The 24,726-nt window shown below is 58.1% G+C and carries 25 protein-coding genes and 4 pseudogenes; 13 read left to right on the top strand and 16 right to left on the bottom strand.

Going from position 1 to position 24,726, the window contains the following annotated elements; genetic code table 11:
- Nucleotide 1: 1 nt before the first annotated feature.
- From H096_RS30070 to H096_RS30060, 3 genes are read right to left on the bottom strand one after another with little or no spacing between them, the layout of a single operon-like run.
- Nucleotides 2–1,204 (bottom strand): 3-oxoadipyl-CoA thiolase, encoded by a 1,203-nt coding sequence (locus tag H096_RS30070; protein WP_023048093.1) that lies wholly within the window; start codon nt 1,202–1,204, stop codon nt 2–4.
- 9 nt (nt 1,205–1,213) lie between these two features.
- Nucleotides 1,214–2,755, bottom strand: coding sequence for a 3-hydroxyacyl-CoA dehydrogenase (locus H096_RS30065; protein ID WP_023048092.1), 1,542 nt, complete (start codon nt 2,753–2,755; stop codon nt 1,214–1,216).
- Nucleotides 2,756–2,758: 3 nt separating this feature from the next.
- Nucleotides 2,759–3,544 (bottom strand): enoyl-CoA hydratase, encoded by a 786-nt coding sequence (locus tag H096_RS30060; RefSeq protein ID WP_023628973.1) that lies wholly within the window; start codon nt 3,542–3,544, stop codon nt 2,759–2,761.
- Between the two features lie 236 nt (nt 3,545–3,780).
- Here H096_RS30060 and H096_RS30055 point away from each other — a divergent pair, with 236 nt between their 5' ends.
- The 4 genes and pseudogenes from H096_RS30055 (at nt 3,781) to H096_RS30040 (ending at nt 6,964) form a co-directional block, all read left to right on the top strand.
- Complete coding sequence (locus H096_RS30055) at nt 3,781–4,647, top strand: IclR family transcriptional regulator (RefSeq protein WP_023048090.1); 867 nt, start codon at nt 3,781–3,783, stop codon at nt 4,645–4,647.
- 61 nt (nt 4,648–4,708) lie between these two features.
- Nucleotides 4,709–5,863, top strand: coding sequence for an acyl-CoA dehydrogenase family protein (locus tag H096_RS30050; RefSeq protein ID WP_023048089.1), 1,155 nt, complete (start codon nt 4,709–4,711; stop codon nt 5,861–5,863).
- A gap of 214 nt (nt 5,864–6,077) precedes the next feature.
- Nucleotides 6,078–6,533, top strand: a pseudogene (locus tag H096_RS30045) (IS5 family transposase); the annotation flags it as partial.
- Nucleotides 6,534–6,766: 233 nt separating this feature from the next.
- On the top strand, nt 6,767–6,964 hold the full coding sequence (locus H096_RS30040) for a 4-oxalocrotonate tautomerase family protein (protein WP_023048087.1): 198 nt from the start codon (nt 6,767–6,769) through the stop codon (nt 6,962–6,964).
- A 39-nt stretch (nt 6,965–7,003) separates the two neighbouring features.
- Here H096_RS30040 and H096_RS30035 read toward each other — a convergent pair whose 3' ends face one another.
- Nucleotides 7,004–7,948 (bottom strand): LysR family transcriptional regulator, encoded by a 945-nt coding sequence (locus tag H096_RS30035; protein ID WP_023048086.1) that lies wholly within the window; start codon nt 7,946–7,948, stop codon nt 7,004–7,006.
- 88 nt (nt 7,949–8,036) lie between these two features.
- On the opposite strand from H096_RS30035, the pseudogene H096_RS30030 reads away from it, so the two are divergent.
- From H096_RS30030 to H096_RS30020, 3 genes and pseudogenes are all read left to right on the top strand, one after another.
- A pseudogene (locus tag H096_RS30030) lies at nt 8,037–8,681 on the top strand (NAD(P)-binding domain-containing protein); the annotation flags it as partial.
- 83 nt (nt 8,682–8,764) lie between these two features.
- Entirely contained in the window at nt 8,765–9,169 is a 405-nt protein-coding gene (locus tag H096_RS30025; RefSeq protein ID WP_023048084.1) for a DoxX family protein, read from the top strand.
- 291 nt (nt 9,170–9,460) lie between these two features.
- Nucleotides 9,461–9,635: pseudogene (locus H096_RS30020) on the top strand (transposase); the annotation flags it as partial.
- Between the two features lie 308 nt (nt 9,636–9,943).
- On the opposite strand, the gene H096_RS30015 reads toward H096_RS30020, so the two are convergent.
- Both H096_RS30015 and H096_RS30010 read right to left on the bottom strand, forming a co-directional pair.
- Nucleotides 9,944–10,738, bottom strand: coding sequence for an SDR family NAD(P)-dependent oxidoreductase (locus tag H096_RS30015; protein ID WP_023628975.1), 795 nt, complete (start codon nt 10,736–10,738; stop codon nt 9,944–9,946).
- Nucleotides 10,739–10,832: 94 nt separating this feature from the next.
- Complete coding sequence (locus H096_RS30010; RefSeq protein ID WP_023048080.1) at nt 10,833–11,189, bottom strand: antibiotic biosynthesis monooxygenase; 357 nt, start codon at nt 11,187–11,189, stop codon at nt 10,833–10,835.
- A gap of 162 nt (nt 11,190–11,351) precedes the next feature.
- On the opposite strand from H096_RS30010, the gene H096_RS30005 reads away from it, so the two are divergent.
- The 3 genes from H096_RS30005 (at nt 11,352) to H096_RS29995 (ending at nt 14,197) form a co-directional block, all read left to right on the top strand.
- Complete coding sequence (locus H096_RS30005) at nt 11,352–12,251, top strand: LysR substrate-binding domain-containing protein (RefSeq protein ID WP_023048079.1); 900 nt, start codon at nt 11,352–11,354, stop codon at nt 12,249–12,251.
- 462 nt (nt 12,252–12,713) lie between these two features.
- On the top strand, nt 12,714–13,529 hold the full coding sequence (locus H096_RS30000) for a class III extradiol ring-cleavage dioxygenase (protein WP_023048078.1): 816 nt from the start codon (nt 12,714–12,716) through the stop codon (nt 13,527–13,529).
- Entirely contained in the window at nt 13,526–14,197 is a 672-nt protein-coding gene (locus tag H096_RS29995) for a hypothetical protein (RefSeq protein WP_023048077.1), read from the top strand. Before H096_RS30000 ends, H096_RS29995 begins: the two co-directional genes overlap by 4 nt.
- Before the next feature lie 60 nt (nt 14,198–14,257).
- On the opposite strand, the gene H096_RS34835 is transcribed toward H096_RS29995, so the two are convergent.
- Entirely contained in the window at nt 14,258–14,551 is a 294-nt protein-coding gene (locus tag H096_RS34835) for a hypothetical protein (RefSeq protein WP_023628978.1), read from the bottom strand.
- Here H096_RS34835 and H096_RS33750 point away from each other — a divergent pair.
- The gene (locus H096_RS33750; protein WP_071576115.1) at nt 14,550–14,834 is read left to right on the top strand and encodes a LysR family transcriptional regulator; all 285 of its coding nucleotides are present in this window, start codon (nt 14,550–14,552) and stop codon (nt 14,832–14,834) included. The genes H096_RS34835 and H096_RS33750 overlap by 2 nt on opposite strands.
- Nucleotides 14,835–15,132: 298 nt before the next feature.
- Here H096_RS33750 and H096_RS29985 read toward each other — a convergent pair whose 3' ends face one another.
- Complete coding sequence (locus H096_RS29985) at nt 15,133–16,122, bottom strand: tyrosine-type recombinase/integrase (RefSeq protein WP_023628979.1); 990 nt, start codon at nt 16,120–16,122, stop codon at nt 15,133–15,135.
- Nucleotides 16,123–16,239: 117 nt separating this feature from the next.
- Between H096_RS29985 and H096_RS29980 the strand changes: the two genes are divergently transcribed.
- The gene (locus tag H096_RS29980; protein ID WP_028688847.1) at nt 16,240–17,358 is read left to right on the top strand and encodes a site-specific integrase; all 1,119 of its coding nucleotides are present in this window, start codon (nt 16,240–16,242) and stop codon (nt 17,356–17,358) included.
- A gap of 329 nt (nt 17,359–17,687) precedes the next feature.
- Here the strand turns inward: H096_RS29980 and H096_RS29975 are convergent, their stop codons facing one another.
- The 4 genes and pseudogenes from H096_RS29975 to H096_RS34315 all read right to left on the bottom strand — a co-directional run bounded on the left by H096_RS29975 (nt 17,688) and on the right by H096_RS34315 (nt 20,678).
- The gene (locus H096_RS29975) at nt 17,688–17,921 is read right to left on the bottom strand and encodes a hypothetical protein (protein ID WP_023048074.1); all 234 of its coding nucleotides are present in this window, start codon (nt 17,919–17,921) and stop codon (nt 17,688–17,690) included.
- A 232-nt stretch (nt 17,922–18,153) separates the two neighbouring features.
- Nucleotides 18,154–19,398 carry an ATP-binding protein gene (locus tag H096_RS29970; protein ID WP_023628980.1) on the bottom strand — a complete coding sequence of 415 codons (1,245 nt, stop codon included), beginning with the start codon at nt 19,396–19,398 and terminating at the stop codon, nt 18,154–18,156.
- Between the two features lie 148 nt (nt 19,399–19,546).
- Nucleotides 19,547–19,839 (bottom strand): annotated as a pseudogene (locus H096_RS29965) (hypothetical protein).
- A 401-nt stretch (nt 19,840–20,240) separates the two neighbouring features.
- On the bottom strand, nt 20,241–20,678 hold the full coding sequence (locus H096_RS34315; protein WP_023628983.1) for a hypothetical protein: 438 nt from the start codon (nt 20,676–20,678) through the stop codon (nt 20,241–20,243).
- 82 nt (nt 20,679–20,760) lie between these two features.
- On the opposite strand from H096_RS34315, the gene H096_RS29955 reads away from it, so the two are divergent.
- The gene (locus tag H096_RS29955; protein ID WP_023628984.1) at nt 20,761–21,051 is read left to right on the top strand and encodes a helix-turn-helix transcriptional regulator; all 291 of its coding nucleotides are present in this window, start codon (nt 20,761–20,763) and stop codon (nt 21,049–21,051) included.
- Between the two features lie 897 nt (nt 21,052–21,948).
- Here H096_RS29955 and H096_RS29950 read toward each other — a convergent pair.
- From H096_RS29950 to H096_RS33745, 4 genes are all read right to left on the bottom strand, one after another.
- Nucleotides 21,949–22,266, bottom strand: a complete 318-nt coding sequence (locus tag H096_RS29950; RefSeq protein ID WP_024075430.1) for a DUF3325 family protein — start codon at nt 22,264–22,266, stop codon at nt 21,949–21,951.
- A gap of 72 nt (nt 22,267–22,338) precedes the next feature.
- The gene (locus tag H096_RS29945; RefSeq protein WP_033902866.1) at nt 22,339–23,874 is read right to left on the bottom strand and encodes an IS66 family transposase; all 1,536 of its coding nucleotides are present in this window, start codon (nt 23,872–23,874) and stop codon (nt 22,339–22,341) included.
- A gap of 63 nt (nt 23,875–23,937) precedes the next feature.
- A complete protein-coding gene (gene tnpB / locus H096_RS34675; protein ID WP_033902865.1) occupies nt 23,938–24,273 on the bottom strand; it encodes an IS66 family insertion sequence element accessory protein TnpB in 336 nt (111 codons plus the stop codon).
- A complete protein-coding gene (locus tag H096_RS33745; RefSeq protein WP_071576116.1) occupies nt 24,270–24,590 on the bottom strand; it encodes a transposase in 321 nt (106 codons plus the stop codon). The genes tnpB and H096_RS33745 overlap by 4 nt, the downstream gene beginning before the upstream one ends.
- Nucleotides 24,591–24,726 lie beyond the last annotated feature (136 nt).

Raw genomic sequence — 24,726 nt, 5'->3', positions numbered from 1 at the left:
CTTACACACGCTCCATCACCATGGCGAGGCCTTGGCCCACGCCGATGCATAGGCTCACCACAGCGTAGCGTTTGCCGCTCTGTTGCAGCGCGCGAGCGGTGCTCAGGGCCAGGCGCGCACCGGATGCACCTAATGGGTGGCCGACGGCGATGGCGCCACCGTGTGGGTTTACCCGCGGGTCGTTGAACGCAACACCCAGACCTTTCAGGCAGCCCAGCACCTGGCTGGCGAACGCTTCGTTGATCTCGATAATGTCCATATCCGCCAGGCTGAGCTGCGCGCGAGCCAATGCCTTATGAATAGCCTCCACCGGGCCGACGCCCATAATGCGCGGGGCCACACCCACGGCGGCGGCCGACAGAATGCGCGCCATCGGAACCAAGCCGTGCCGTTCGCCCGCCGCGGCCGAGCCAATCAGCAATGCCGCCGCGCCATCGTTGACGCCTGATGCGTTGCCGGCGGTAACCACACCACCTTCGGAGAGAGGATTCAGGCGAGCCAAAGCGATCAGGTCCGATTGCGGGCGCGGGTGCTCGTCCTGCTCCACCACATTGGGTGGCGTCTTGCGCCCGGTGGGCACGCTGACCGCGAGCAGTTCTTCCTGAAAGAAACCTGCGCTACGTGCGGCTTCATAACGGGCCTGAGAGCCGGCAGCAAAGACGTCGGCCTCAGCACGGGAGATGCCGTACTCCTGAGCCACGTTATCGCCCGTTTGCGGCATGCTGTCGTTGCCAAACTCGGCGACGATCTTCGGGTTGGGAAAACGGGCGCCAATGGTACTGTCGAACACCGTCAGTTCGCGGCTATAGGCCGCTTCTGCTTTAGCCATGACAAAGGGTGCACGGGACATACTCTCCACCCCGCCGGCGACAAACAGTTCGCCTTCGTTACAGGTCACTGCGCGGGCGGCATCGATCACCGCCGCCAGACCACTGGCGCACAGGCGGTTAACTGTCTGCCCAGGTACGGTCACGGGCAAGCCTGCAAGCAGTGCGGCGTGACGCGCGATGTTGCGGCTGTCCTCCCCTGCCTGGTTGGTATTGCCCAGAATCACGTCCTCGATGGCTTCGCCAGGGATGGCGTGGCGAGCGAGCAATTCGTGGATCACATGGGCGGCGAGGTCGTCTGGGCGTACCGAAGCGAGTGCGCCGCCGTGGCGGCCAAATGGCGTGCGCAGTCCCGCGAAGATGTAGGCGTCGAGCATGGGAAAATCCTAGCGTTGAGGTTCAGTCGGGAGTGGTTCGTTGTGACGCAATGAAAGGCCCAAGGCGGCCCGTCGCCGCAGCCAGGGACCCGGCCGATAACGGGGATCGCCCGTCAGTTCGGTCATGCGTTCAAGAGTGGTGAGCAAACGCTTGGGCCCGACACTATCGCCCCAGGCCAGCGGACCTTGCGGATAACCAAGACCACGGCGCACGCCTTCATCCAGGTCATCGACACTGGCGATACGCTGCTGAACGATATCGCCCGCCAGGTTGACGATCATGGCCAGTACCCTTTGGGCCACAAAGCCGACACTGTCATTGATCACACTGACGCCCACGCCATCGCGGCCCAACAGCGCATGGGCGGCATCGCGCATGTCGGCATGGGTAGCGGGATTTAGCATCAGCGTGCGGTAGCGGGCGATATCCAGCAGCGGGTCGATGCACACCGTGCGCTCAGGATCGGTGCCAAACAGGCCGACGGCGCCGGTGGCATCCAGACCGTAAGGTGCCAGCAAACACAGGGCCTCGCTGCTTGGGACCGTGCCCTCTTCGACCCGCGCGCCCACCTGCTGAAGAAGCTCGGTGAAACGTGCACGATCCTCGGGGTTTTCAGTGCCAAGCCAAACCGGCGGAAATGCTTCCAGCGCAGGTACTGCCTGTGCGGCGGGTGGATCGATCATCTGGCCGTCGGCGTATCGGTAAAACCCACGCCCGACCTTGCGCCCGACGTAGCCGGCATCCAGCATCTGGCGTGTTAGCGCTGCAGGCCGATACCGCGGTTCCTGGTAGAACTGGTTGTAGATCGACTCAATGACTGGATGGGAAACATCAAGAGCCGTCAGATCAAACAGCTCCAAGGGCCCCATGCGAAAACCCAGACCCTCGCGCAGGATACGGTCTACCTCGGCGGGTTCGGCTACGCCTTCCTTGAGAATTTGCAAAGCCTCAGTGCTATATGCACGGCCGGCGTGATTGATGATGAACCCTGGTGTGTCCTTCGCCCGAATACCCCTATGCCCCATGCGGGCAGCCAGGGCTCGGAGGCTGTCGCCTACCTGCGGGTCAGTCGCCAGACCATCGATGACTTCCACCACTTTCATCAGCGGCACAGGGTTAAAAAAATGAAAGCCAGCGATGCGTTGGGGAAGTCGGCAATTGCGAGCAATGCTGGTGACGGAGAGCGATGAGGTGTTGGTAGCCAGAATGCAGTCATCGGCAACCACGGCTTCCAACTCGGCGAGCAAGCCCTGCTTGGCGTCGAGGCGCTCGATAATGGCTTCCACTACCAGGTCGACGTCGCTCAGTTCCGTAAGGGCGCTCGCCACTTGCACGCGGGAGAGCGTGGCCAGCGCATCGGCGTTGGCAATCTTGCCTTTGTCGACCAGCTTGTCCAACGTGCCTTTCAAGCTTTCGCGGGCGCCCTGCGCAGCGCCTTCGCGACTATCAAACAGCGTGACGCGAATGCCCGCCTGAGCGGCGATCTGAGCAATACCTGTACCCATGACTCCGGCGCCAACAACCGCCATCCGGTTAATTTCACGTGTCATCGCTCATTCTCCTGAGAAGATCGCTTTGCGTTTTTCCAGGAAGGCTTGAGCGCCCTCTTTCTGGTCGCTCGAATCGAATAGCAATTGGAAGGCCTTGCGCTCCAACACCAGCGCGCTCTCCAGCGGCAGGTCAGCACCGGCCAGCATCACTTCTTTGATCTGCGCGACGGCTAGCGGCGGCAAGGCGGCGATTTCAGTGGCCAGCTCTAGTGCACGGACAATGGTCTGCTCGTCGCCCACCACTTCACTCAGCATGCCCATGGCCAAGGCTTGCTGGGCCGAGACCAAGCACCCGGTAAGGGCAATGCGCATTGCCTGGAACTTGCCGACCGCGCGGATCAGACGCTGAGTACCGCCGGCGCCCGGCATCAGGCCGAGTTTGACTTCTGGCTGGCCAAAGCGCGCCGACTCGCCGGCGACGATGATGTCGCAGTGCATGGCCAGCTCACAGCCGCCGCCAAGGGCGAAACCATTCACTGCAGCGATGACCGGCTTGGGGCAGCGGGAGATGGCTTCCCACAGCAGCTCGGTATGGCGCAGGTACATTTCAATCGGGCGCGCTTGGGCAAACTCGCGGATATCGGCTCCGGCCACAAAACAGGTGTCACCGCCGGTAAGTACAATCGCCCGCACCTGCCCATTGCGAGCCAGTGCCCGAAAGTGCTCGGCGAGTTGTTCACGCACCGCGCTATTGAGCGCGTTCTTGGCTTCTGGCCGGTCGATGCGTACGACGGCAACGCCGTCTTCTCGAATTTCCAGGTTCACTACAGATTCAGGTTCGTGACTCATACCCACCTCTAAACACGTTTCGCTATACGAAATTGCATTTCGTATTTACGAGATATCATAGGTAGGGTCGCGAATTCATGTAAATCAGAAATCTGAACTATTTTATTATTTCTTTATTAATCAATATATTATCTATCTAAAAATGAGCGTTTTGCATTTCATCTCGGCTCAAATATAATTTCGCCTGACGAAACGTACTTTTATTTGCTTGCAATTTCCAAAAATGAGGTTCTACCATGGCACGCAACAAAGCGGATCAGCAGAAGGCTGAGAGCAGCACTGGAGCGGATGAAATCGCTTTACTGAAGATGGGCATGCTCGACCCGGCCAGTGCGTCGAGTGAGGACGAAACCAGCGGCCAGTTCGTGACTGCGCTGGCACGTGGGCTGGAGCTGATGCGGTGCTTTACCCCGCGCGACAACGTGCTGGGCAATCAGGAACTGGCGCGGATGACCGGGCTACCCAAGCCGACCGTGACGCGCTTGACCAACACCCTGATGCGCCTTGGCTGCCTCAAGCGTGAGGTGCACTCGGGCAAGTACCAGCTGGATGTCGGTGTGCTGGGGTTCGGCTACGCCATGCTGTCGAATCTGTCGATTCGCTCGGTGGCGCACCCGCTGATGGAAGAGCTGGCCAATCACGCTCAAGCCGCAGTGGCAATGGCGGCCCGGGATCGCCTGCAGATGGTTTACCTGGACGTCGTTCAGGGCCAAGGCAATACCACGATGCGGCGGCAGATCGGCAGCTACTTGCCACTGGCGCAAAGCTCGGCGGGACGCGCATGCCTGGCGGCGATGCCAGAGAGCGAGCGAGAGTTTCTCCTCGACCACATGCGCCAACGCGAAGCAGCACAGTGGCCGGTGATCCGCAAGGGCCTGGATCGCGCGTTTCGCGATTACACCGATTACGGCTTTTGCCTATCGATCGGCGAGTGGCACCGCGACGTCAACTCAGTCGCCGTGCCGCTGTTACACCCGCAGTTCGGGTTACTGACCTTCAACTGCGGTGGACCGAGCTTCCAGCTTCCACGGGACAAGCTCACTGACGATATCGGGCCTCGCCTGATCAACATGGTTAACAACATCGGCGCCGCCGCTCGGTAACCCTTCAGGGTGACGGTGCACCGTACTACATCGGCCCACTTCCGGGCCCAGAGGAGCGCACATGATCCGTGATACCGAAACCCTGCAGATTCTGCTGGATTCTCTTCGCCAGTTCGTCGGTGAGGTACTGATTCCTCGGGAAAACGAGGTGGCTGAAACGGATGCGATCCCTAAGGACATCGTCGATCAGATGCGCGAGATGGGCCTGTTCGGGTTAACGATTCCGGAAGCCTATGGCGGCCTGGGCGTGACTATGGAGGAAGAGGTAAACATCGCCTTCGAGTTGGGTCGCACCTCACCGGCTTTCCGTTCCTACATCGGCACCAACAACGGCATTGGCTCAATCGGCATTTTGCTTGACGGTACAGAGGAGCAGCGCAACCAGTACCTGCCGCAACTGGCAAGCGGCGAGCTGCTCAGCTCGTTCTGCCTGACCGAGCCAGATGCCGGCTCCGATGCGGGCTCGTTGAAAACCAATGCTGTGCGTGACGCTGACAGCTACATCCTCAACGGTACCAAACGTTACATCACCAACGCGCCACACGCGGGCATTTACACGGTGATGGCCCGTACCAACCCGGAAATCAAAGGCGCCTCCGGTATCAGCGCCTTTATCGTTGAGCGCGGCACACCCGGCGTGTCGCTGGGCAAGACGGACCACAAGATGGGCCACAAAGGCGCCCATACCTGCGACGTGATCTTTGAAAATGCGCGAGTGCCCGCCAGCCAGTTGATAGGCGGCGTCGAAGGCGTTGGTTTCAAGACCGCGATGAAGGTGCTGGATAAGGGCCGCCTGCATATCGCTGCACTGAGTGTCGGCGCAGCCGAACGCATGCTGGACGATGCCCTGCACTATGCGCTGGACCGCAAACAGTTCGGCCAGCCCATCGCGGAGTTCCAACTGATCCAGGCGATGCTGGCTGATAGCAAAGCCGAAATCTACGCGGCCCGCTGCATGGTGCTGGATGCCGCGCGCAAGCGCGACGAGGGCAAGAACGTCAGTACCGAAGCCTCCTGCGCGAAGATGTTCTCCACCGAGATGTGCGGTCGTGTCGCCGACCGCTGCGTGCAGATCCACGGTGGCGCCGGCTACGTCAGCGAGTACGCCATTGAGCGCTTCTACCGTGACGTGCGGCTGTTCCGTATCTACGAAGGCACCACACAGATTCAGCAGGTGGTTATCGCCCGTAACATGATCCGCGAAGCGCAGCGGTGACACGGCACCTGCTCTGACACCAGTTGGGCTCCAGTCGCGCCGAGACTCAATAGCGCCACATCCTGGCTTCAAGGTAGTTGTTCGACATGAGTGCGTGTTCCACTGGTGTGGTCCCGAAAGCCTCAGCCTGCGAGCTTCCCGTCAACCTACCCCCAGATGAACTGCGGGGTAGCTGCACGAAACTGGAATTCCAACTACGCCACAGTAGGTCGCACAGCACAGTGCAGGCGCTGCCAGCGGCAACGATGAGGCTATAGGGAAAAGTCGAGCTGGCAATACCAGCAAGATTCACCTGGCGGTGGACGCCCACGGCTTGCCCATCGAGTTTGAAATCACAGGTGGCCAAATCAATGACTGCACTCAGGCACCCGCGTTGATTTCCAAGCTCCCGGCGGCAGAAACCATCGTCGCGGATAAGGGCTATGACAGCGAGAGAATCCGGGAGCAGGTTGAGCTACAAGGGGCCAAGGCCGTGATCCCGAGAAAGCGTAACTCCGTGAAAGGCAACGCGGATCTGGACAGAGGTCTTTACCGCAATCGGCACCTGGTGGAAAACGCCTTTGCCCGGCTGAAGCATTACCGGGCGGTGGCATCTCGATTCGACAAGCTCAAGAGAAATTACGAGAGCGTGGTGGCCATGGCCTGTGCCTTCCTATGGCTACCCATGTGAAATGGCAACAGCCCCTAGCGGTACTTAGCAACTGTTGATCGCCGGTGCGCCGGTAAATGGCGGGCTGATTGGAGAAATAATTTCTACATATAGGCGATTTACAGCGTGTTTATCGCCTTCTGTATCTCTCCTATTCTCTCTCGACTGCTCTGCTGCATTGATTGGCTGAGCCCGGACTGACCGCATGGTTAGCCCTAATCGCGCTAAACCCAACCTGAATAGAGGATCACTCCATGCCCGTTGTACGAGTCAGCTGGTTCGAAGGAAAAGACCACGCCGCGAAGGAAGCTGTCGCTGCAGAAATCACCCAGAGCATCGTGAAAAACACCGGTACCGATGCCAATTACATCTACGTCATTTTTGAAGACGTGGCGCCATCGGATTGGGCCGGTGCAGGCAAGCTGTTCGGCGACGATCCGAAGAAGACCTAAGGTCATTCGGCGTTAATGGCCAGTGGGCTGCAAGGAGTGTTACATCTTCTTTGCAGCCCGGGCTTGGCTCTTTTGTGCTGGGTAGCCGGACTCCCAGTCGACCTGCTCAAACTGTTCGACCAGAAAATTGATAAATGCCCGCACCTTGGATGCCAGGTGTTTGCGGGTTGGGTAGACGGCATAAATACCCAGTTCTACCGAGCGATACTCCGGTAGCAACTCCACCAGATCACCCCGCCGAAGATCCTCACTTACCATAAAGCTTGGCTGCAGCAAAATGCCGCCAGCAGTCAACGCAATAGATCGGCATGTATCACCGTTATTGCAGCGAATGACCGAACGCGTGTTGACCTTATGCTCGCCATCGGGCCCGGTAAAACTCCATTCGTTCCCACTGGAAAAGTTGCTATAGGCAATCACCCGGTGCTCGGCCAGGTCTTGCGGCACTTCTACTGGTGCATGGCTTTTGATGTAGCTCGGGGCTGCACACAGGCGCATCCGCGTGCTGGCAAACCGGCGCCCCACCAGTGAAGAGCTTTCCAACCGGGCGATGCGCACCGCGACGTCATACCCCTCCTCCACCAAATCGACCTGGCGATCGTTCAGGCTGATATCCAGCTCAATCTTCGGGTTTTGCTCCAAAAAGGCAGTCCACAGCGGCGCCAGGTGCAACACACCAAAACTCACCGGCGCATTGACCCGCAGCACGCCGGCAGGCTCATGGTTGCCCGAAGAAACAGCGCTTTCCGCCTCCCCCATCAACGCCAGCACTTCCCGCGCTTGCTGGTAGAAAACCCGTCCTTCTTCGGTCAGTGATAAGCGTCGCGTGGTGCGTTGCAGCAGGCGTACGCCCAGGCGTTCCTCCAGCGCATTTACATGCCTGGAAACGGCGGCCTTGGACATTTCCAGCGCATCGACGGCACCGACAAAGCTGCCCTTGTCGACCACGGCGCAAAACACCTGCATCTCCAACGCGCGATCCATTATTGCCTCACTTATCGGAACTATAAGTCACATTAAATCATGTTTATCTCGTAAATCGAATCTTTAAACTGGATCCCATCACACACAGCACGAGGCAAAAGACATGAACATTACCCTTATCGGTACCGGCAACATGGGCTCGGCTTTCGCTCAACAGTTGTCCCAGTTTGGACACCATGTTCGTATCACCGGCCGTGATCTGGACAAGGCGCACGCCCTCGCCGCGCAGCATCAAAACGTCGAAGCATTCGCCGCTGATCAGGCCCTTGGCCAGAACGAAGTGGTGATCGTCGCCACTGCTTACCAGGACGCCTTAACCGCGCTGAAAAGTCTGGGCAGTCTCGAAGGCAAAGTGGTCATCGACATCACCAACCCGCTGACAGCCGACTACATGGGTCTGACCATCGGCCACAGCACCAGTGCAGCGGAGGAAATCGCCAAGGCGCTGCCAGGTGTGGAGCTGGTCAAGGGCTTCAACACCCTGTTCGCCCAAGTGCTGGCCAGCGGTCCCACATTTGCCAACGAGCAGCAAGGCAGCGTGTTCCTGGCCAGCGATAGCGCACGAGCCAAACAAACCGCCGTTGCTCTTGCGCAAAGCCTGGGTTGGAAAACCGTGGATGCCGGCGGTTTGGTAAACGCGCGTTATCTGGAAGCGTTGGCCGGGTTGAACATCTACCTCGGCTATGGCGCAGGGCTCGGCACGCAGATCGCGCCGGTCTGGCTCAATCGTTAATTCCCACTTACCCAATGCCTGGCGCCACGGCCGAAACAGCTGTGGCCCCGGGCAACCCACACTCCCCGTATTGGAAAACACCCATGACCGCCGCTAGCCGCACCCTCCCCTATGCCGCCCTGGTACTACGCCTAATCCTTGGCGTGATGTTTCTCGCTCATGGCCTGACCAAGCTGCTGGTGTTCACCCCGGCCGGCACAGCAGGTTTCTTTGAGTCCGTTGGCTTCTCCGGCTTTCTTGCCTATCCGGTCATTGCCTTTGAAGTGGTCGGCGGCCTGTTCCTGATCCTTGGTGTACTCGCTCGCTGGGTAGCGGCCCTAGCCACCGTGCAACTGCTGGTGGCAGCAAGCGTGCACTTCGGTAATGGCTGGAGCTTCACCAACGCCAATGGTGGCTGGGAATACCCGGTCTTTCTGGCATTCACTGCACTGGCCTTGGCGCTGCTGGATGACGGAGCCTTCGCCTTGAAACGTTCAGCACGTAACTAACCGCTCGCTGCTTTCGGCCAGGTTGCCTTTGCCGGGTTCTCGCCAAACTTGGCAAGGGTAAAATCCAGAAAGCTTTTCAGCCTTGGTGTCATGCCCCGGTCCGGCGTACGCAGCACATGAAAGGGTCGAGTGGGCATGGGATATCGAGGCAGTTGGACGATCTATCCGCTTGGCTTTCAAGTCTTAAATAAACAAGGTAATCCCCCGGCTTAGCCGAGGGACTCCTTGAGGTTGACCGTGTGATGCGGTCATCAGGAACCTTCTATCTCGACCAAGAGATAGGGGTACCCAATGAGAGATTACCAAAGCCTTGCTCACACGAAGTGGGACTGTAAGTACCACGTTGTATTCATCCCGAAGAGGCGTAAGAAGGCGATCTTCGGAGCGATCCGCAAGCACCTGGGGGGAGGTGCTACATGAGTTGGCGAGGCAGCGTGAGTGCCGGATCGTGGAGGGTCACTTGATGCCAGAGCCGAGCCCGAACGATAATTTCAAGATGGAGCCGGACTAATGCGACGCGTCGTTCAGCCGACGCGTATCCGGACTTTCAATCCGTAATTCACTAACCCACCGACTTCAGTCGGTGGTTGTTTAGTGCTACCACCGGCGTAGACGAACTGATGATTGATGCGCGCATCTACGACCCGACGGCGCGTTGCCGTTCGTATCAACTGGCAGCGGAATCGATTGGAGATCTGCTCACTCACTGACAGCGTGCGCGCCGGTGACCTTCAGGTCACCCGTGCGGAACACACGTGCCAGGTAGTCAAGGGTTCAGAGGATATCGTCCACCACGCCGCCATCGACCCGCAGCGCAGCGCCGCTGGTGGCTGACGCCTGGGTGGAGCAGATATAGACGACCATATTGGCGACCTCATCGACCGTGGCCGCACGTTGAATCAACGAGGTGGGACGGTGGGTCATGACGAATTCGGCAGCGACGGCCTCCAAGGATTTGCCGGAGCGGGCAGACTCTCCTTTGAGCAGCTCAGCCAAGCCATCAGACAGTGTCGGGCCTGGCAGCACGCTGTTAACGGTTACGCCGCTGCCGGCCACACGTTTGGCCAAGCCACGCGACAACGCCAGTTGCGCCGTCTTGGTTACGCCGTAATGAACCATATCGGCCGGGATATTTCGGGCTGACTCCGAGGAGATAAACACCACCCTACCCCAACCTCGTTGGACCATGGCTGGAACCAACGCGCGGCTCAGGCGAACACCGGACATTACGTTAGTTTGCCAATAGTCTTCCCAGCAGTCGTCATCGGCCTCGAAGAAATCGGCCAAACCATAGATGCCGGCGTTGTTGACCAGAATGTCGATGGTGGGAAGCGCAGCTGTAAGAACGCCAACGCCGTCGGCATTGCCCAGATCAGCCGCGACTCCGCTGAAGGTGGCCTGCGGTACCGCTTCGCTCAAACGTGCCAGGGCTTTTTCGACCGAGCTGTCACTCCGCCCGTTGATGATCACGATAGCGCCGGTGAGCGCCAGGCCATGGGCAATGGCGAAGCCGATGCCGCCTGTGGAGGCAGTAACCAAAGCGGTCTTGCCGGCAAGATTGATGTGCATGCGTATTGACCCTCTAGCGCCAGGTAGTACCCGGCAGGTTAGATCGGTTGCTGAATAGTCAGCGGTCTTGTCCGCCGGCTACTGACTGGCGGTGTCAGGTCCGGGTAAACCCATCAAACGGATTCATGTACACCGCGCCAAAGGCATCCAGGTGCTTGCGCGTCGGCGCGTCTGGGTTGCCATAAACTAGCAGGCTGGTGATTTTCACCAGCTCGAGAAACTTTTCGCCGAACGGCGCGAAGGTTTCTTCAATATGGTTAACGACAGCATCGGCACGGTAACGCTCGATAATGTGCACCTCAGTGCGAGCCTCGTTGACGCTGTATTCGTACATCAAGGTGCCAGGCTCTTCGCTCGTAGCGGCGACAATCTTGGCAACCAGCGTTTTAAATTCAGGGAAGTCTTCCGGAGCCAGGCTTAGGGTAAAAATGCTGATGACTTCGTCTTTCATGGGGCGTCCTCACAGAAGTAAATGACCAACCCCATGCGATAGATGCAGAGGGTTGCTGAGTCAGCAGCCATGCTAAGGTAGAGCAGCAAGCTGATAAACAACCTTGAAATCACAGATAGGTAGCGTAATTTGCTACCAACTCTTGCGCCTAGGAAAACGGCAATGACCTCCGAAGATTCCTTCAGCGGCATCCATATTTTTCTCGCCACCGCCCGCTCTGCGACCTTCACAGAGGCAGCCGAGCGCCTGGGGCTGTCCAAGTCGGCCGTAGGTAAGGCGATTGCACGGCTGGAGGCACGGGTGGGTACCAGCCTGTTTTATCGCTCGACCCGCCGCTTGTCCCTGTCTCCGGATGGCGAGGCCTACTTCACCGTGTGGTCCAATGCGCTGGAGGAGATCAAGGCCACCGAGAGCAACCTCGGCAACAAGTTAGGCGTGCCCACAGGGCGCTTGCGGGTGGACATGCCGGTCGCGTTCGGTAAACAGGTGGTACTGCCGGTGCTACTGGAGATGAGCAAACGCTTCCCGCAGTTGCAACTGACCTTGACCTTTAGCGACCAACTGGTGGACCTGACGGAAGAAGGTATCGACCTGGCCATTCGTTTTGGCAGCGTCGACAACGTCCCCGGCCTGGTGGCCAGACGCCTGACGTCACACCGCTGGGTAACCTGTGCAGCGCCGGGTTATCTGGAAGAATATGGTACGCCGTTGACGCTCGAGGACATGGGCCAGCACCGCAGCATCGTCGGCTATCGCCGCGGCAGCCTAATGCCCTGGAAAATGGCCCAGGCCGGGCAATCCTTGAAGTTCTCGCCACCACCGACCTATCAGTTTGACGATGCCGAAGCGATGATTGAAGCCACGCGAGCCGGCCTCGGTATTTGCCAGATGCCGCTCTGTCTATTTGAAAAGGACATCGCCCAGCAGGTTGTTGTTACGGTACTCGAGCCCTTTGAACCGGCGCCTGTCGAGGTCCACGCACTATGGTCGAAGAGCAATCATCTGCGGCCCAAAATTCGTTACCTGGTCGACGAGTTATTGAAGCTGTATGGCCACAGCTAACGGCAGAACGGACAGCTACTGCGCGACCTTGGCGCGGGGTTGATCAACGCCAGCCCCATTAACTCAGGGTGCCACTCAGCAGCCATAGCGATGAGCGCGGACTGATCTGTAACAAAGCCAGGGAGCCCCCAAATACTAGAGCCCGCCGACCAGGGATCTACTCACCAACCTGCGTTCTGGCCAGGCGCAGGGGGCAATATTGGCACCTTGATGTGTAGCTCAGCGCTCCGGCTGGCAGCGGCCTGAAGAGTCGACAAGTGACCGCCAATTATCCCGGTTTTCGAGATAGTTATTCACCAATATCTGAGTTTATCTCCAAAATCGAATCTATAAACTTTGAGCCATCCCCAGCCAATCAGTGCGCTGTGGGTAGGCAGGTCAGTGAGCGGCGCACACGCTTTGCAACGCCGATCAGTCCACCTCTTGCTGCTGCGGCCCCAATATCTAAGCAGGATTTCAACCATGAGTCTGGCCTATCCAGTGTTGTTCGTGTCCCACGGAGCACCAACCTTTGCCATCGAACCCGGCCAGGCCGGGGCACGCCTGGCTGAGCTAGGCCGAGCGCTGCCACGGCCTAGCGCCATCGTAATCGTCTCTCCTCACTGGATGACCCGTGGGAGCGTGCGTGTAGGCAGCAGCAAGGCGCCGGAAACCATTCACGACTTCGGAGGCTTTCCGCAAGCACTGTATCGCCTGCAATACCCTGCAACCGGCAATCCTGCATTGGCCGAGCAAATCTGCAACCTGCTTTCCCGCAATGGGATTGCCGCAACTACCGAATCGAATCGAGGCCTGGACCACGGCGCCTGGGTGCCGTTGCTGCACCTATTGCCCACTGCGGATATCCCGGTGGTCCAAGTGTCCATGCCCCACCCGCTCAATCCATTGGGTGCCTGGCAGCTTGGCCAGGCACTCAAGCCGCTGCGCGATCAGGGCGTGCTGATCATTGGCTCCGGCAGTCTGACCCATAACCTTTATGAGTTCCGTAGCAACTACGGCGACCCGGCTGAGTACGTAGCGCGTTTTTCCGACTGGATCCGTGACGCCCTGCAAGCCGGTGACCTGCCAGCGCTGCTCGCCTACCGCCGCAATGCCCCGGAGGCCGAGCGTGCGCACCCCAGTGAAGAACATTTGTTGCCGCTATTTCTGGCGCTCGGTGCCGCAGGCGAGCACTACGCCGTGGATGTGCTAGAGGGCGGTGTCGCCGACGGCGTACTGGCTATGGACAGCTACCTGTTCAAAAGCCCAACCGCCACTCAGGAGATTACTCAAGCATGAACCTGCCACTAGCCATTTCAGAACTGCAGCAAGAACCGCAATCCGGCCTTGTCTATCGTCGGGTAATCCGTGCTGCTGCCCCTCGTGCACGTCTCCTGCTATTGCATGGTGTAGGCGGTAATGAAACCAATCTGGCAGGCCTTTCCGGCTTTATCCCAGAAGGAATTGAAATATTGCTGGTACGCAGCCGCCTGCAAATCGCAGCTGAGGGCTTTGCCTGGTTTCAGGTAAATTTCACCAACGAAGGCCCGGTGATCGTTGAAGAGCAAGCGGAAACCAGCCGCCAGAAACTAGTGGAGCTTGTAACTGCCTTACCACAAATGCCTACAGTGATAGCTGGCTTTAGCCAGGGCGGTATTCTCAGTGCAAGCGTCGGGCTTAGCGCCCCTCATTGCGTGCTAGGCTTTGGCTTGTTCAGCGGCAGAATTCTCCCTGAGCTGGCACCACACATTGCCAGCGCTCAAGCATTGAGTTCGCTATCGGCGTTTATTGCTCATGGCTATGGTGATAACAAGCTCCCCGTGTCTTGGGCACAAAAAGCGGATGCCTGGTTGCACCAACTGAACGTGCATCATGAAACATACCTGTACGACATGGGCCACGAAATCACCAATGAAGAAGTGGAAGATTTCATTCAGTGGCTGAAGCCTGTATTGAACATCGCCTGAGCGACCTTGATGGTGAACTCCCGCAGTAAACTTACGGAAGTGGATCTACTTCTTAAAGCGTTAGCCAGCCCCCAGCGCCGGTTGATCCTTGAGTGGCTCCGTGACCCAGAGAAACACTTTCCGCAGCAGGAACATGCATTCCTGCTCGGTGTGTGTGCCGGCCAGATTGAGCGCAAGTGCAAGTTGGCCCAATCGACCGTGTCCGATCACTTGCGCACGCTGCATCGCACAGGATTGATTACTTGCCAAAAGCTCGGCCCGATCCATTTTTTTCAAACGCTGCGAATACACCATCGAAATGCTGGTGAAAACATTGAAAGCGATGCTGTAAAGGGGATTTGAGAGCTCTGCCATGACTATTCGCGAGGACACATTTGCATCCATCGATCTCAATTTATTGGTGGTTTTTATGTGTATTTACAAGGAACAAAGTATAACGTTAGCAGCCAAGAGTCTTGGCGTAACACAGCCAGCCGTAAGCAATTCGCTGGTCAAGCTACGTGACAAATTTAATGATCCGCTCTTTACTCGTTCGGGCAGGGGTATTGTGGCAACACCGAAAGCGAAAAAAATTGCTTCTGAATTATGTCCAGCGATGAGACTGATTACAGCCACACTAGCATCGAACTTTAGATAATCCTCTTTGCAGCAGAGCACTATTGGCCTGCTCTAACCTCTCATGACTGGCGGTGTCAGGTGGACTGACAGATGACTGGAGTCTATGTCGCTGGTGGCATCATGTTATGCCGACGCAAGCTGAACATTCCTGTCTGTAATTGAGCAATCATCTGATGGCGAACTCTCATGGTTTACCGTCGCCCTTTCGATACGTATCAATAACACCAGCCACATCAAGGCCAAAGCCCAGCATTGGGTGTAATTGCTCCGCGGAAACAAAGCAGCCATCACCGGAAGTGCTGAATGGCTTGAGGCGGTCAACTGCCCGGCAGTGCAATTGGACGAGGCAAACTCGACAAAGCCTCCGCCTCCAGGCCTGGCACCATCGGCCGCAGTTGCCCGGGGAAAAAGCCGGTGCTGTCCACATAGAGCAGTACCGACTTGGCATCGCGCCAACCGACATAGCCCATCAACGCCTTCTGGTCCCAGCCACTGCGCGTGGCCCAGGTGGCAAAGCCACGGCGTAGGGAGTGGCTGCTATACAACTCGGCGGGCAATCCGGCCGCTTTCAGTACCGCCCGCAGCAGCGGGATGACGCTGTGCGGGTGCAGGCCCTGCTCGCGCAGGTGACCCCAGCGGTCAATGCCGCGGAACACCGGACCGCGGGCGATGCCGGCGACACAGATCCAGTCGTTGTAGGCCTGCACCGGGCAGAGGCGGGCCAGCGCCGGCGCACTGTAGGTCTGTCCCTGGTTGTCACGGTCGCCCTTGCTCCACGGCAGGAACAGCTGCATGCCCTCCCCCGGCCGTACCTGGATGTGCTCGACCTGCAGGCGGCACAGTTCGTCGCTGCGAAAGGCGCGCCAGAAGCCGATCAGCAGCAATGCGCGATTACGCCAGCAGCGCAACAGCTGCGGCAGGTCGCCCTCGTCCAGTGCTTTCTCGCCCGCCCGCTCCAGCCACGCCACGCACTGCTCCAGTTCGCGCAGCTGCAGCGGTTCGGCCTGCTTCTCCGGCTTCGGGTGCAAGGTACGAATGCCCTTGAGGATCTGACGAACCAGCGGGGTCTTGGTCGGATCCGGGAAGCCCTGGCTGACATGCCACTGCGCCAAGGCCGCCAGGCGCAGCTTGAGGGTGTTGCTGGACAACGTGGCGGCGTGATCGACCAAGTAACGCACGATGGCATCGCTGGTCGCCGGCAGAAAGCCGCCCCAGGCGACCTCGAAGTGCTCGAGCGCTTGCCGGTAGCTGCGCCGGGTGTTGGGGCGGGTACCGGCCTGCAGGTACCGCTCGATCTCGTGGCTCATCGACGCACATCCCCTTGATGTACTGGTGAGCGACTGCCAAACGACGAAAAAATCGCCTCACCTTGGATAATTAAAGATTATCCGACCTTATTTATTGGATAGTGGAAATATAATACGTTGGACGTATCATATATTACTGATCAGATGCCGTTGATCGACGAGCCCACCCTAGACCCCAGTAGATTGGCGTTGAAGGCTCAGGAGGCGGCCGCAGGCTTTGTTGCCAGCGGCACCGCCGAAAACACGGTACGGAGCTATCGCAGCGCCCTCGCCTACTGGTCGGCTTGGCTGCACCTGCGCTACGGCGTTGCGATGGGCGATGCGCCTGTACAGTCGACTGTAGTCATTCAGTTCGTGGTGGATCACCTGGCGCGCCCACTGGCAAATGGTGCATGGACCTATCTGCTACCGCCGACCATCGATGCCGCGTTAGTCGCGGCACGTGTGAAGGCAAAGCCGGGACCTCTGAGCTACAACACGGTATGTCATCGGCTTTCGGCACTGGGCAGGTGGCATCGCTTCAACAACTGGGAAAGCCCAACTGAAGCACTGGCAGTGAAAACGCTGCTGCGAGATGCGCGAAAAGCCCAGGCGCGCCAGGGGGTAGTTGTCCGCAAAAAGACGGCAGCTGTGGTGGAGGCTCTGGAGGCCATGTTGGCGACCTGTACGGATGGCATTCGCGGTACTCGTGATAGCGCCCTCCTCCTGATGGCGTGGAGTGGCGGCGGGCGTCGTCGATCCGAGGTGACCGGCCTGCAGGTCGACGATGTGCGCAAACTGGATGAAGACACTTGGCTCTATACGCTGGGCGTCACCAAAACAGACACCACGGGATCCCGTCGCGAAAAACCTCTGCTGGGTCGCGCTGCACACGCGTTGACGGCTTGGCTCATCGCCGCGCCCGCCGATACCGGTCCGCTTTTTCGGCGCCTCTACAAGGGCGGCAAAGTCAGCCCGTTCGGACTATCGTCTGATCAGGTAGCACGGATCGTTCAGCGCCGCGCCAAATTGGCTGGCCTCGACGGCGACTGGGCCGCGCACAGCTTACGCTCGGGCTTTGTAACGGAAGCGGGTCGCCAGGGGGCCCCATTGGGTGAAGTGATGGCCATGACTGAACATCGCAGTGTCGAAACCGTTATGGGCTACTTCCAAGCCGGAGTGCTGCTGAGCAGCCGCGCCTCGATGTTGCTTCAACCCCTGCCCGCCCCATCAGGCCCAACCAACCAGCCTGACTAGCGGTCGACGCACCGCGTCGGAAAATGCCGCGCACGCGTGTCCTATTGAGAGGTGGAGCTCCTGGTTATGAGTCCATTGCACGGTAGCGGAATTGATGCGCAACCCCAGCTGGGCACTCGCAACTCCGGGTGTAACCAATACATGACCGCATGGCGACGCCCAAGCAGCCAGCATCTCAGCATGCTTCGTCTACTCGGGTAGTTAAGCAAACAGCTGGCGGCCCTGCGCTAGACAGCGAAGGCTCCGTCGCAGGGGCAAGATAGTCAAGTGCTTACCAGTCGCTGTGGCCTGCGCTCGCCTTATGAATACGCCTGGTCGGCAGGTGCGCTTCAAATACCCACACTGAAAGTCTTACCAGACTCGACCCTGTGCTTGCTGCACAAGTCGCGAAGCTTTTTTTCCGAACCGTCAGGATGAATTTGTACGAGCACGCCATCCTTCGCCATTATCAGTGAATGCCCTGCGGCAACCGCACGCAGATACGCAGCATTAGTGGCGACGGCGGCCAGCTTAGGAATCATTGCCTCTAGTCGGTCTATTTCATCATCACTGAGTTCGCTCATGCTCTGTTCTCTGCTCCTGCCAGCCTGATGTCGATGCTGCCCGTAGAAAAGATATCCATGAGCGACCCTACGCCCCGATCACAGGTAAGTCGATCCCATTTTTGACGCACACAGTGAAGCCTCGACTTAGCCGCTCAGCACTCCACAGCGTACGTGCAAATTCGAGTCGATGTGACAGCAGCCTTGATGTGAACAAACCATCGTAGCCGTAGCAAGATGAGTGCATTCGCTTCTAAGCATCTGAGCCCTCTTCAGGTGGACAAAAAATGCCGTCAGCCCTTGGAAGGCTAGACCGCCAGCTGTCACCGGGCATGATCCGGCACATGTACAGATCGAACAGCGGCGCGGTAAAAGCGGCGCCGTTGTGGGGCGGCGACCAGATCATCCCTTTGCTAATCAGGGAGTTGCGAATTGAGGTGAGAGATCGGCTTGTACGGCCCAGGGATGCCGCAATGTCGCCCGAACGATGAGGCCCCTCCCCAAGCGAAGCCATGGCGCGCAAATAAATGTGTTCTGCCACGGTCATTCGGTCGAGTCTTACCCTAAAAAAACCTTCGTCCAGAGCAGCAATAACGTGCCCGGACGCCTTCTGGACGTCTGCAAGCGTGATGTGGTTATTCTGCCCTGCGTCCCAGACATGACTGCCCCACTCTTGAATGAAATAAGGGTAGCCGCGTGTGAGGTGAGCAACCATGTCGGCCGCTTCTGAGTCTACAGTCACGCCCTCGGCCTCCGCTGGTTTTACAAAGGCCAGACGCGTCTGGTGTGGCTCCAGCGAACCGACCTCTAGGTAGTCGAAGAGGCGCTTCGCGTGGTTTTTCACATGTCCAGCAGGGTGTCGGAGTTGTGGGAGGCCTGCACCGACGAGGGCAACCGGCAAGATCAATCGCGAGACGCGATGCAGCGCTGCGATAAGCGCGGCGAGCTGTTCTTCTGCTACGTTTTGCAGCTCATCCACGAAAATAACAAGGACGGTGTGAGCTGCTTTGGCGGCTTCACCGAGTTTAGTCAGCAGGGTTGTAAATTCCTCCTCGAGATCACCTTTGCCCGCCAGAGCTGCCTCGGCTTCGTAGTCAATACCGACCTTGAGATCGCTGAACTTCGGCTCCAAAGCCTTGGCAAAACCGGCTAAGGCTCGCAGTCCAGTTATCGCTGCGTTCTTGGCAGGTACGATACAGCTCAGCCGCAGCAAGGCGAGACGGAGCTGTGGCGCGAGTATCGCTGGCAGAGAGCGATACTCGGATGACTCAACGTAGACGGCGAGATTGCCCGAGGCTTCGGCATCTCGCAGCATCTGGTTCAACAGTACTGTTTTGCCGACACCCCGCACCCCAACCAGGATTACGCTTTTGGCAGGTCGGCCCACGCGAATTCCCCCGATCGACTGACGGACCCGCTCGCGCAGTTGATCGCGACCTGCCAGCTCAGGTGGAGGCGTACCAGCGCCAGGGGAGTACGGATTGCAGACGGGGTCCATATGCACCCGCGTTAATAGGAATAGCGAACAGCGGGAATGGGCCGATAAACAGCTAAATCCAAGCTTTTCACCCCGCCATCACCTGCATACCCGAGACTCGGCAAATGTTGGTCCAGCTGGAGTTACCTATCAAGCCAAGCTGCCTCCGTCATTGAAAAAAATCATCGCGAGCGACCCGTCCGAAATTGCCTAAGTCTTCGTCGACGTCGATGAACATGGTATTCACCATCCGCGCGCTCTTCAGGTCGGCCATTGTTCTGAAAAAAAGGGTTCGCAGAGATGGACCTCATAACGCTCACCATCATGAACCGAGCCGAATCCCCAACTGCCCTGAAGGGTCCCAAATTGCAACCCATATCCTTCAACACGCGTACTATCGCCGCAAACATCACAAAGGACGTCACTGACGCATTCGAACTGTTCCGCCGCTGTGATTTTCATTGAGAGGCTCCTTTGGGTCCAGTGAATCAGCTTGCTGCAGCGAGCCTGCGACCCGCCAGCATCACTCCGGTAACCGCCTGTACGGTCAGGCGTCGCCAACGCCTGGCACAGGCGGACCACAATGAGCCCGGATCCCGCCCTATCTCGCCATGCGTACCTTTCGGCATGGCCTGTTGTACGGTCGGCAGATCGAGTTAATGGCGGACGCCATTTTGTGCAGCATTTGCGGCGCAGATAAGACCGCACTTGGGGCAGTGCTGATCGGCGACAGACGATCCAAGCTATCCGTTCTGGACGAACTAGCAAATTGCATGTGCGCGATGCGCGCCACTGATGCCATGGCGCTGACGTGGGCGTCTTTAGCACTCCTTCAAGGCTTGCTCCAGTCAGCGACCCCTCCTTCAAACAAGACGCATCGAAGAGCAGTAAATTTGTTGCTTTGCTGCAGCCAAGGTGTGGCGGCAGTCTCTTTGAGAGTAGGTATGGCCCGAGGCCGTCTTAAAGTCGTAACCCATGACTCGCTCGTCCTGATCATAGACCCTAACGAGCTCTATGAGCATCTCCATCGTCCAATTACCGGATCCATTCAGCCGCGATGGCAACACCACCTGAACTGCCTCAATCAGTGTTCCTTCAGCGCGTTTCACTAGCATCTGCTCGAACTCATCCTCCGTTGGAATCAAGAGCATCGTCCTCCATGCGGCTGCCTTCTGGCGGCGGTTAATCATCACGTAAAACCAAGGGCGATGATCATCGAGCTCGACGAATCGCCACATCTGGGAGTCGTCTCCAAACAGCGCTGGATACATGATTTCAGCGCGCTTGTACGTAATAAACATCAGCACACCCTCTTTTAAGCTGTATATAGCATAGCTCCAGAAGCACTAAAAAGGCTTCATCGTTCCTTTTGCGAGACAGCAAATGGAACTGAATGAAGCGCTTGGTTTGGTGATCAGGAATCTACGTATTTCGAAGGATATGCCTCAGGAAGGGCTTGGGCCTAGTCAGAGCTATATCAGTGCGATCGAGCGCGGCAAATGGAAACCATCGATTGAAAAGGTTGAGCAGATTGCTGAGATCATTGGCATTCATCCCCTAACGCTTCTGTTCCTGGCTTATCAAAGGCAAACACCCGAACTAAAACCCGAAGACTTACTGAAAAAAATCCATCGAGAAATCACGAGCTTGAAGGGTTGCCTGAGACTTGAGTAGGTTCGACATGGAATCGAATCGGCAACCGATCCCAAAAAGCATTTGATCGCAACGTCGCCAGTTGCTCTGCTGCCCGGCGCGCGGGCTTTCTTGCTCGCAATCAACAGCGAGCATGAATTCAGTCGCGAATAGCCACTGCATGAATTCGAGTGATAGACCTCGCCCATCGCAACAAACATCGATGACACGTGCTTAGCGTGACGCAAGCCTTGAAGAGTCACGCCTCCACTGATCCGGCAAGGCTACTCCCCAAGGGACCTTCGGCAGGCGTTCCATGCTGTTCCGGAGGGCCTGTGCACATGCGATGTCTAACCCTTCGAGGGCGCCTGAGATAGCGACACGCCGACCATCTGCTCTTGATATGGGAAGTGTTCGGTACCGCCGTTCTGAATGGTAAGGTGTGATGTCGGCCATTTTGCCGCAGGGAACAGGGTATTGAACGGAACATTCTTTCCCGATTGCGGCGGGTGCTCCAGCAGGCAGATCTGCCCAAGGGACGCTCTGACGCCTACGAACACTTTTCACCGTAACAGTGATCCTACTGTCGGGCTAAATACCTCTAGCTTCCGCAAACGGCCAGAAGCGGACGGTACAACCCGGATTGCGACTTCAACACAGTTCCTGCCAGAATGTCGTTCGGCTCGACCTGCATCGCGTCTAGCGCCTTTAAACGTTGGGGGCGGGTGTTAGCCGGAAACGAACCGAGGTCAGCCAACTGTTGCCGACGCTAGAGCGCAAATACGTTGGTAAGAGTTCGCGTCGCTCGATCCTGCAAGCATCCCACAACGAGGTGACATGGGATGGTCGGCGTATCCAGTGTGAACAAGCTCGCCCGGTTTGAGGTGAGCAGTACGATCGGATCAACCACAATGTTGCAGATACAGAAGCCGCGCACTCTTATCGAGTGCGCAGAAATAACGGGCAAAACAGGCGCAGCAGCCCCAGCCGGTAGCTCAGCGTTATGGCCGTTGCTACGGCGGCGACCGGCAACAGGGTGAGCCAGACCAGCACCGCCATCGACGGATGGTCAGCCTTGAAGCAGCACACAGCCGATACCATCAGCGCCAGCCAGCCCAGGCTGCGTAGATAGTCCGGCGCAACCTCGTCGGCGCTGAACACCTGGCGCCAGTGCGCCGGCAGGGACAACGCCAACCAACTGGTCGCCAAGCCCATGCTGGCGGCGGCACCCAGCAACCACAGACCTGCATTACTCATAGGCCACCCCACCGATGCGAGTCCGGTCCGCGACCTCAACCGTAAGCGTCCGCCCAACTCACCTTGCGTAAGTTAGGCAGGCACCCACTGATGTGGCAGCAGCTGCCCGATCTCACTGGCCCTCTGTGTTGGCAACCGAGTCAGCACATCTTTGAGATAGGCATACGGATCATGCCCATTCATACGCGCCGACTGGATCAGGCTCATGATTGCCGCAGCCCGTTTACCACTGCGTAGCGACCCGGCAAACAGCCAGTTCGAGCGCCCGAGTGCCCAGGGCCGTATCTGGTTCTCGACTTGATTGTTGTCGATCGGCACAGCTCCATCGTCCAGGTAGCGCGTCAGCGCTACCCAGCGTTTCAGGCTGTAGTCGAGGGCTTTGGCCGTGGCTGATCCGTTGGGCACCAGGTCGCGCTGGGCCAACATCCAGTCATGCAGTTTTTTGAGGATCGGTACCGCCAGTTCCTGACGTATTCGCCACCGATCTTCATCACTCATTTCCCGCGCTTGGCGTTCGACTTCGTACAAGCCGCTGATCGAGTGCAGCGCTTGTTCGGCCAGCTGACTTTTGTTCGCCACGTGCAGATCGAAAAACTTGCGACGGGCGTGAGCCATGCAGCCGATTTCAGTGATGCCTTGCTCAAATCCGGCCTTGTAGCCAGCGAAGTCATCGCAAACCAGCTTACCGTTCCAGTCGCCCAGGAAGTTGCGTGCATGTTGTCCGGCACGGCTTGGGCTGAAGTCGTAAACCACCGCGTTGAGCGCCGAAAACGGCGTCGTGCTGTAGGCCCAGACGTAGGCCCGGTGGGTTTTCTTCTCGCCTGGCGCAAGCATTTGCACCGGTGTTTCATCGGCGTGAATCACACGCTGGTTCAACACCGCCTCACGCAGAGCATCAACTAGCGGTTGAAGTCTCACGCCAGTTTCTCCGACCCATTGCGCCAAGGTCGAGCGCGCAATTGCCAGTCCGGCGCGACCAAAGATTTTCTCCTGCCGGTACAGCGGCAAGTGATCGGCAAACTTGGCCACCATCACGTGGGCCAGTAGGCCTGCGGTCGGTATACCTTTGTCGATAACCTGCGCCGGCACCGGCGCCTGGATCAGGGTTTCGCACTGGCGACAGGCCCATTTGCCCCGCACATGTTGCTCGACGGTAAACACGCCCGGCGTGTAATCCAGCTTCTCGCTGACGTCTTCGCCGATGCGTTGAAGTTGACAGCCACAGGCGCACTGGGTGTTTTCGGGTTCGTGACGAATCACCGTGCGTGGAAACTGTGGCGGCAATGGCGCACGTTTCGGCGATTGCCGTGGTTCGACCTGTGGCGCAGCGGGAAGAAGCTGTTTCAGCTCGGCCTCGATAGCCTCAAGGTCGGTGTCGAGCAGGTCATCCAGCAAGCTGCTTTGCGCCGGGCTGATTTGTTCGCTGCGCTTGGCGAACTTGTGCCGTTTGAGCAGGGCGATTTCGAACATGAACTGTTCGATGAGGATTTCATCGTTCTGAATCTTCCTGCTCATCGCCTCGACCTGGGACTGCAACTGCAACGCCTGTGCCGCCAAGGCACGAAGCTGTTCCGGGGTCATCTGGTCGAGGCTGGGCGAGAAAGTCATGCCGCCAATTGTGCCAGAGCAGGCACGGGGCGACGACAAGCAGACCGGCCAAATGGCCGGCGTTTACAGCACGCTAATCACACCGCCTGCACCGACGCGCTGCCACGGCAGGCCCAGCACCAATGCCTGGAGTTGTTCGCTGTCGAGTTCGACCTCGCCGCCGTGGCGAATGCCGGGCCAATGGAACTTGCCTTGGTTCAGTCGTCTCGCTGCGAGCCAGACGCCGACGCCATCGTGCACCAGCACTTTCATTCGATTAGCCCGGCGATTGGCGAACAGATAAGCGCAGTGCGGCTTCGCCGCACCGAACACCGCAATCACCCGGGCTAATGCCGTCTCGGTGCCAGCGCGCATGTCCATCGGCTCGGTGGCCAGCCAGATGGCATCGATGCGGATCATTGAGCGACAGCCCGAATAAATTGCGCACAACCCTCGGGATCCGAGGCTGGCCATTTCACCGTAATCACTTGCCCGGCCACGGGCAACTCGATGATCACTGACGTTTCGACTGACCGTTTAGGTGGGGCTTTTAGCGGGACGAAAGCCGGTAGTGAAGCCGCTGCGGGCTGATCTCGATAGAGCGGCAGCCATTTGCGGATGACGTTGGCATTGATGCCGTGGCTGATGGCGACACTGGACACGGTTGCGCCAGGTTGCAGGCATTCCTGAACGACCTGGGCTTTGAATGGTTTGGGATAAGAGCTTCGTTGGCGCATGGAAATCCTGGCGATAAGGGTGATCGCGTCCGCTTAAAAATACGCGGACACCATCGCCCTTAATGCTGGAGTTCGGAAGGTGAGTTCGCCGGACGCTTAGAGCGCCAGTTAAAGCTGGCGGAGGATAGTCGATGAA

Origin of the sequence: Pseudomonas sp. FH1 (assembly GCF_000510895.2) — a bacterium.
GTDB classification, from domain to species: Bacteria; Pseudomonadota; Gammaproteobacteria; order Pseudomonadales; family Pseudomonadaceae; genus Aquipseudomonas; species Aquipseudomonas azotoformans_A.
This window is presented reverse-complemented; position numbering and strand designations above follow the sequence as displayed.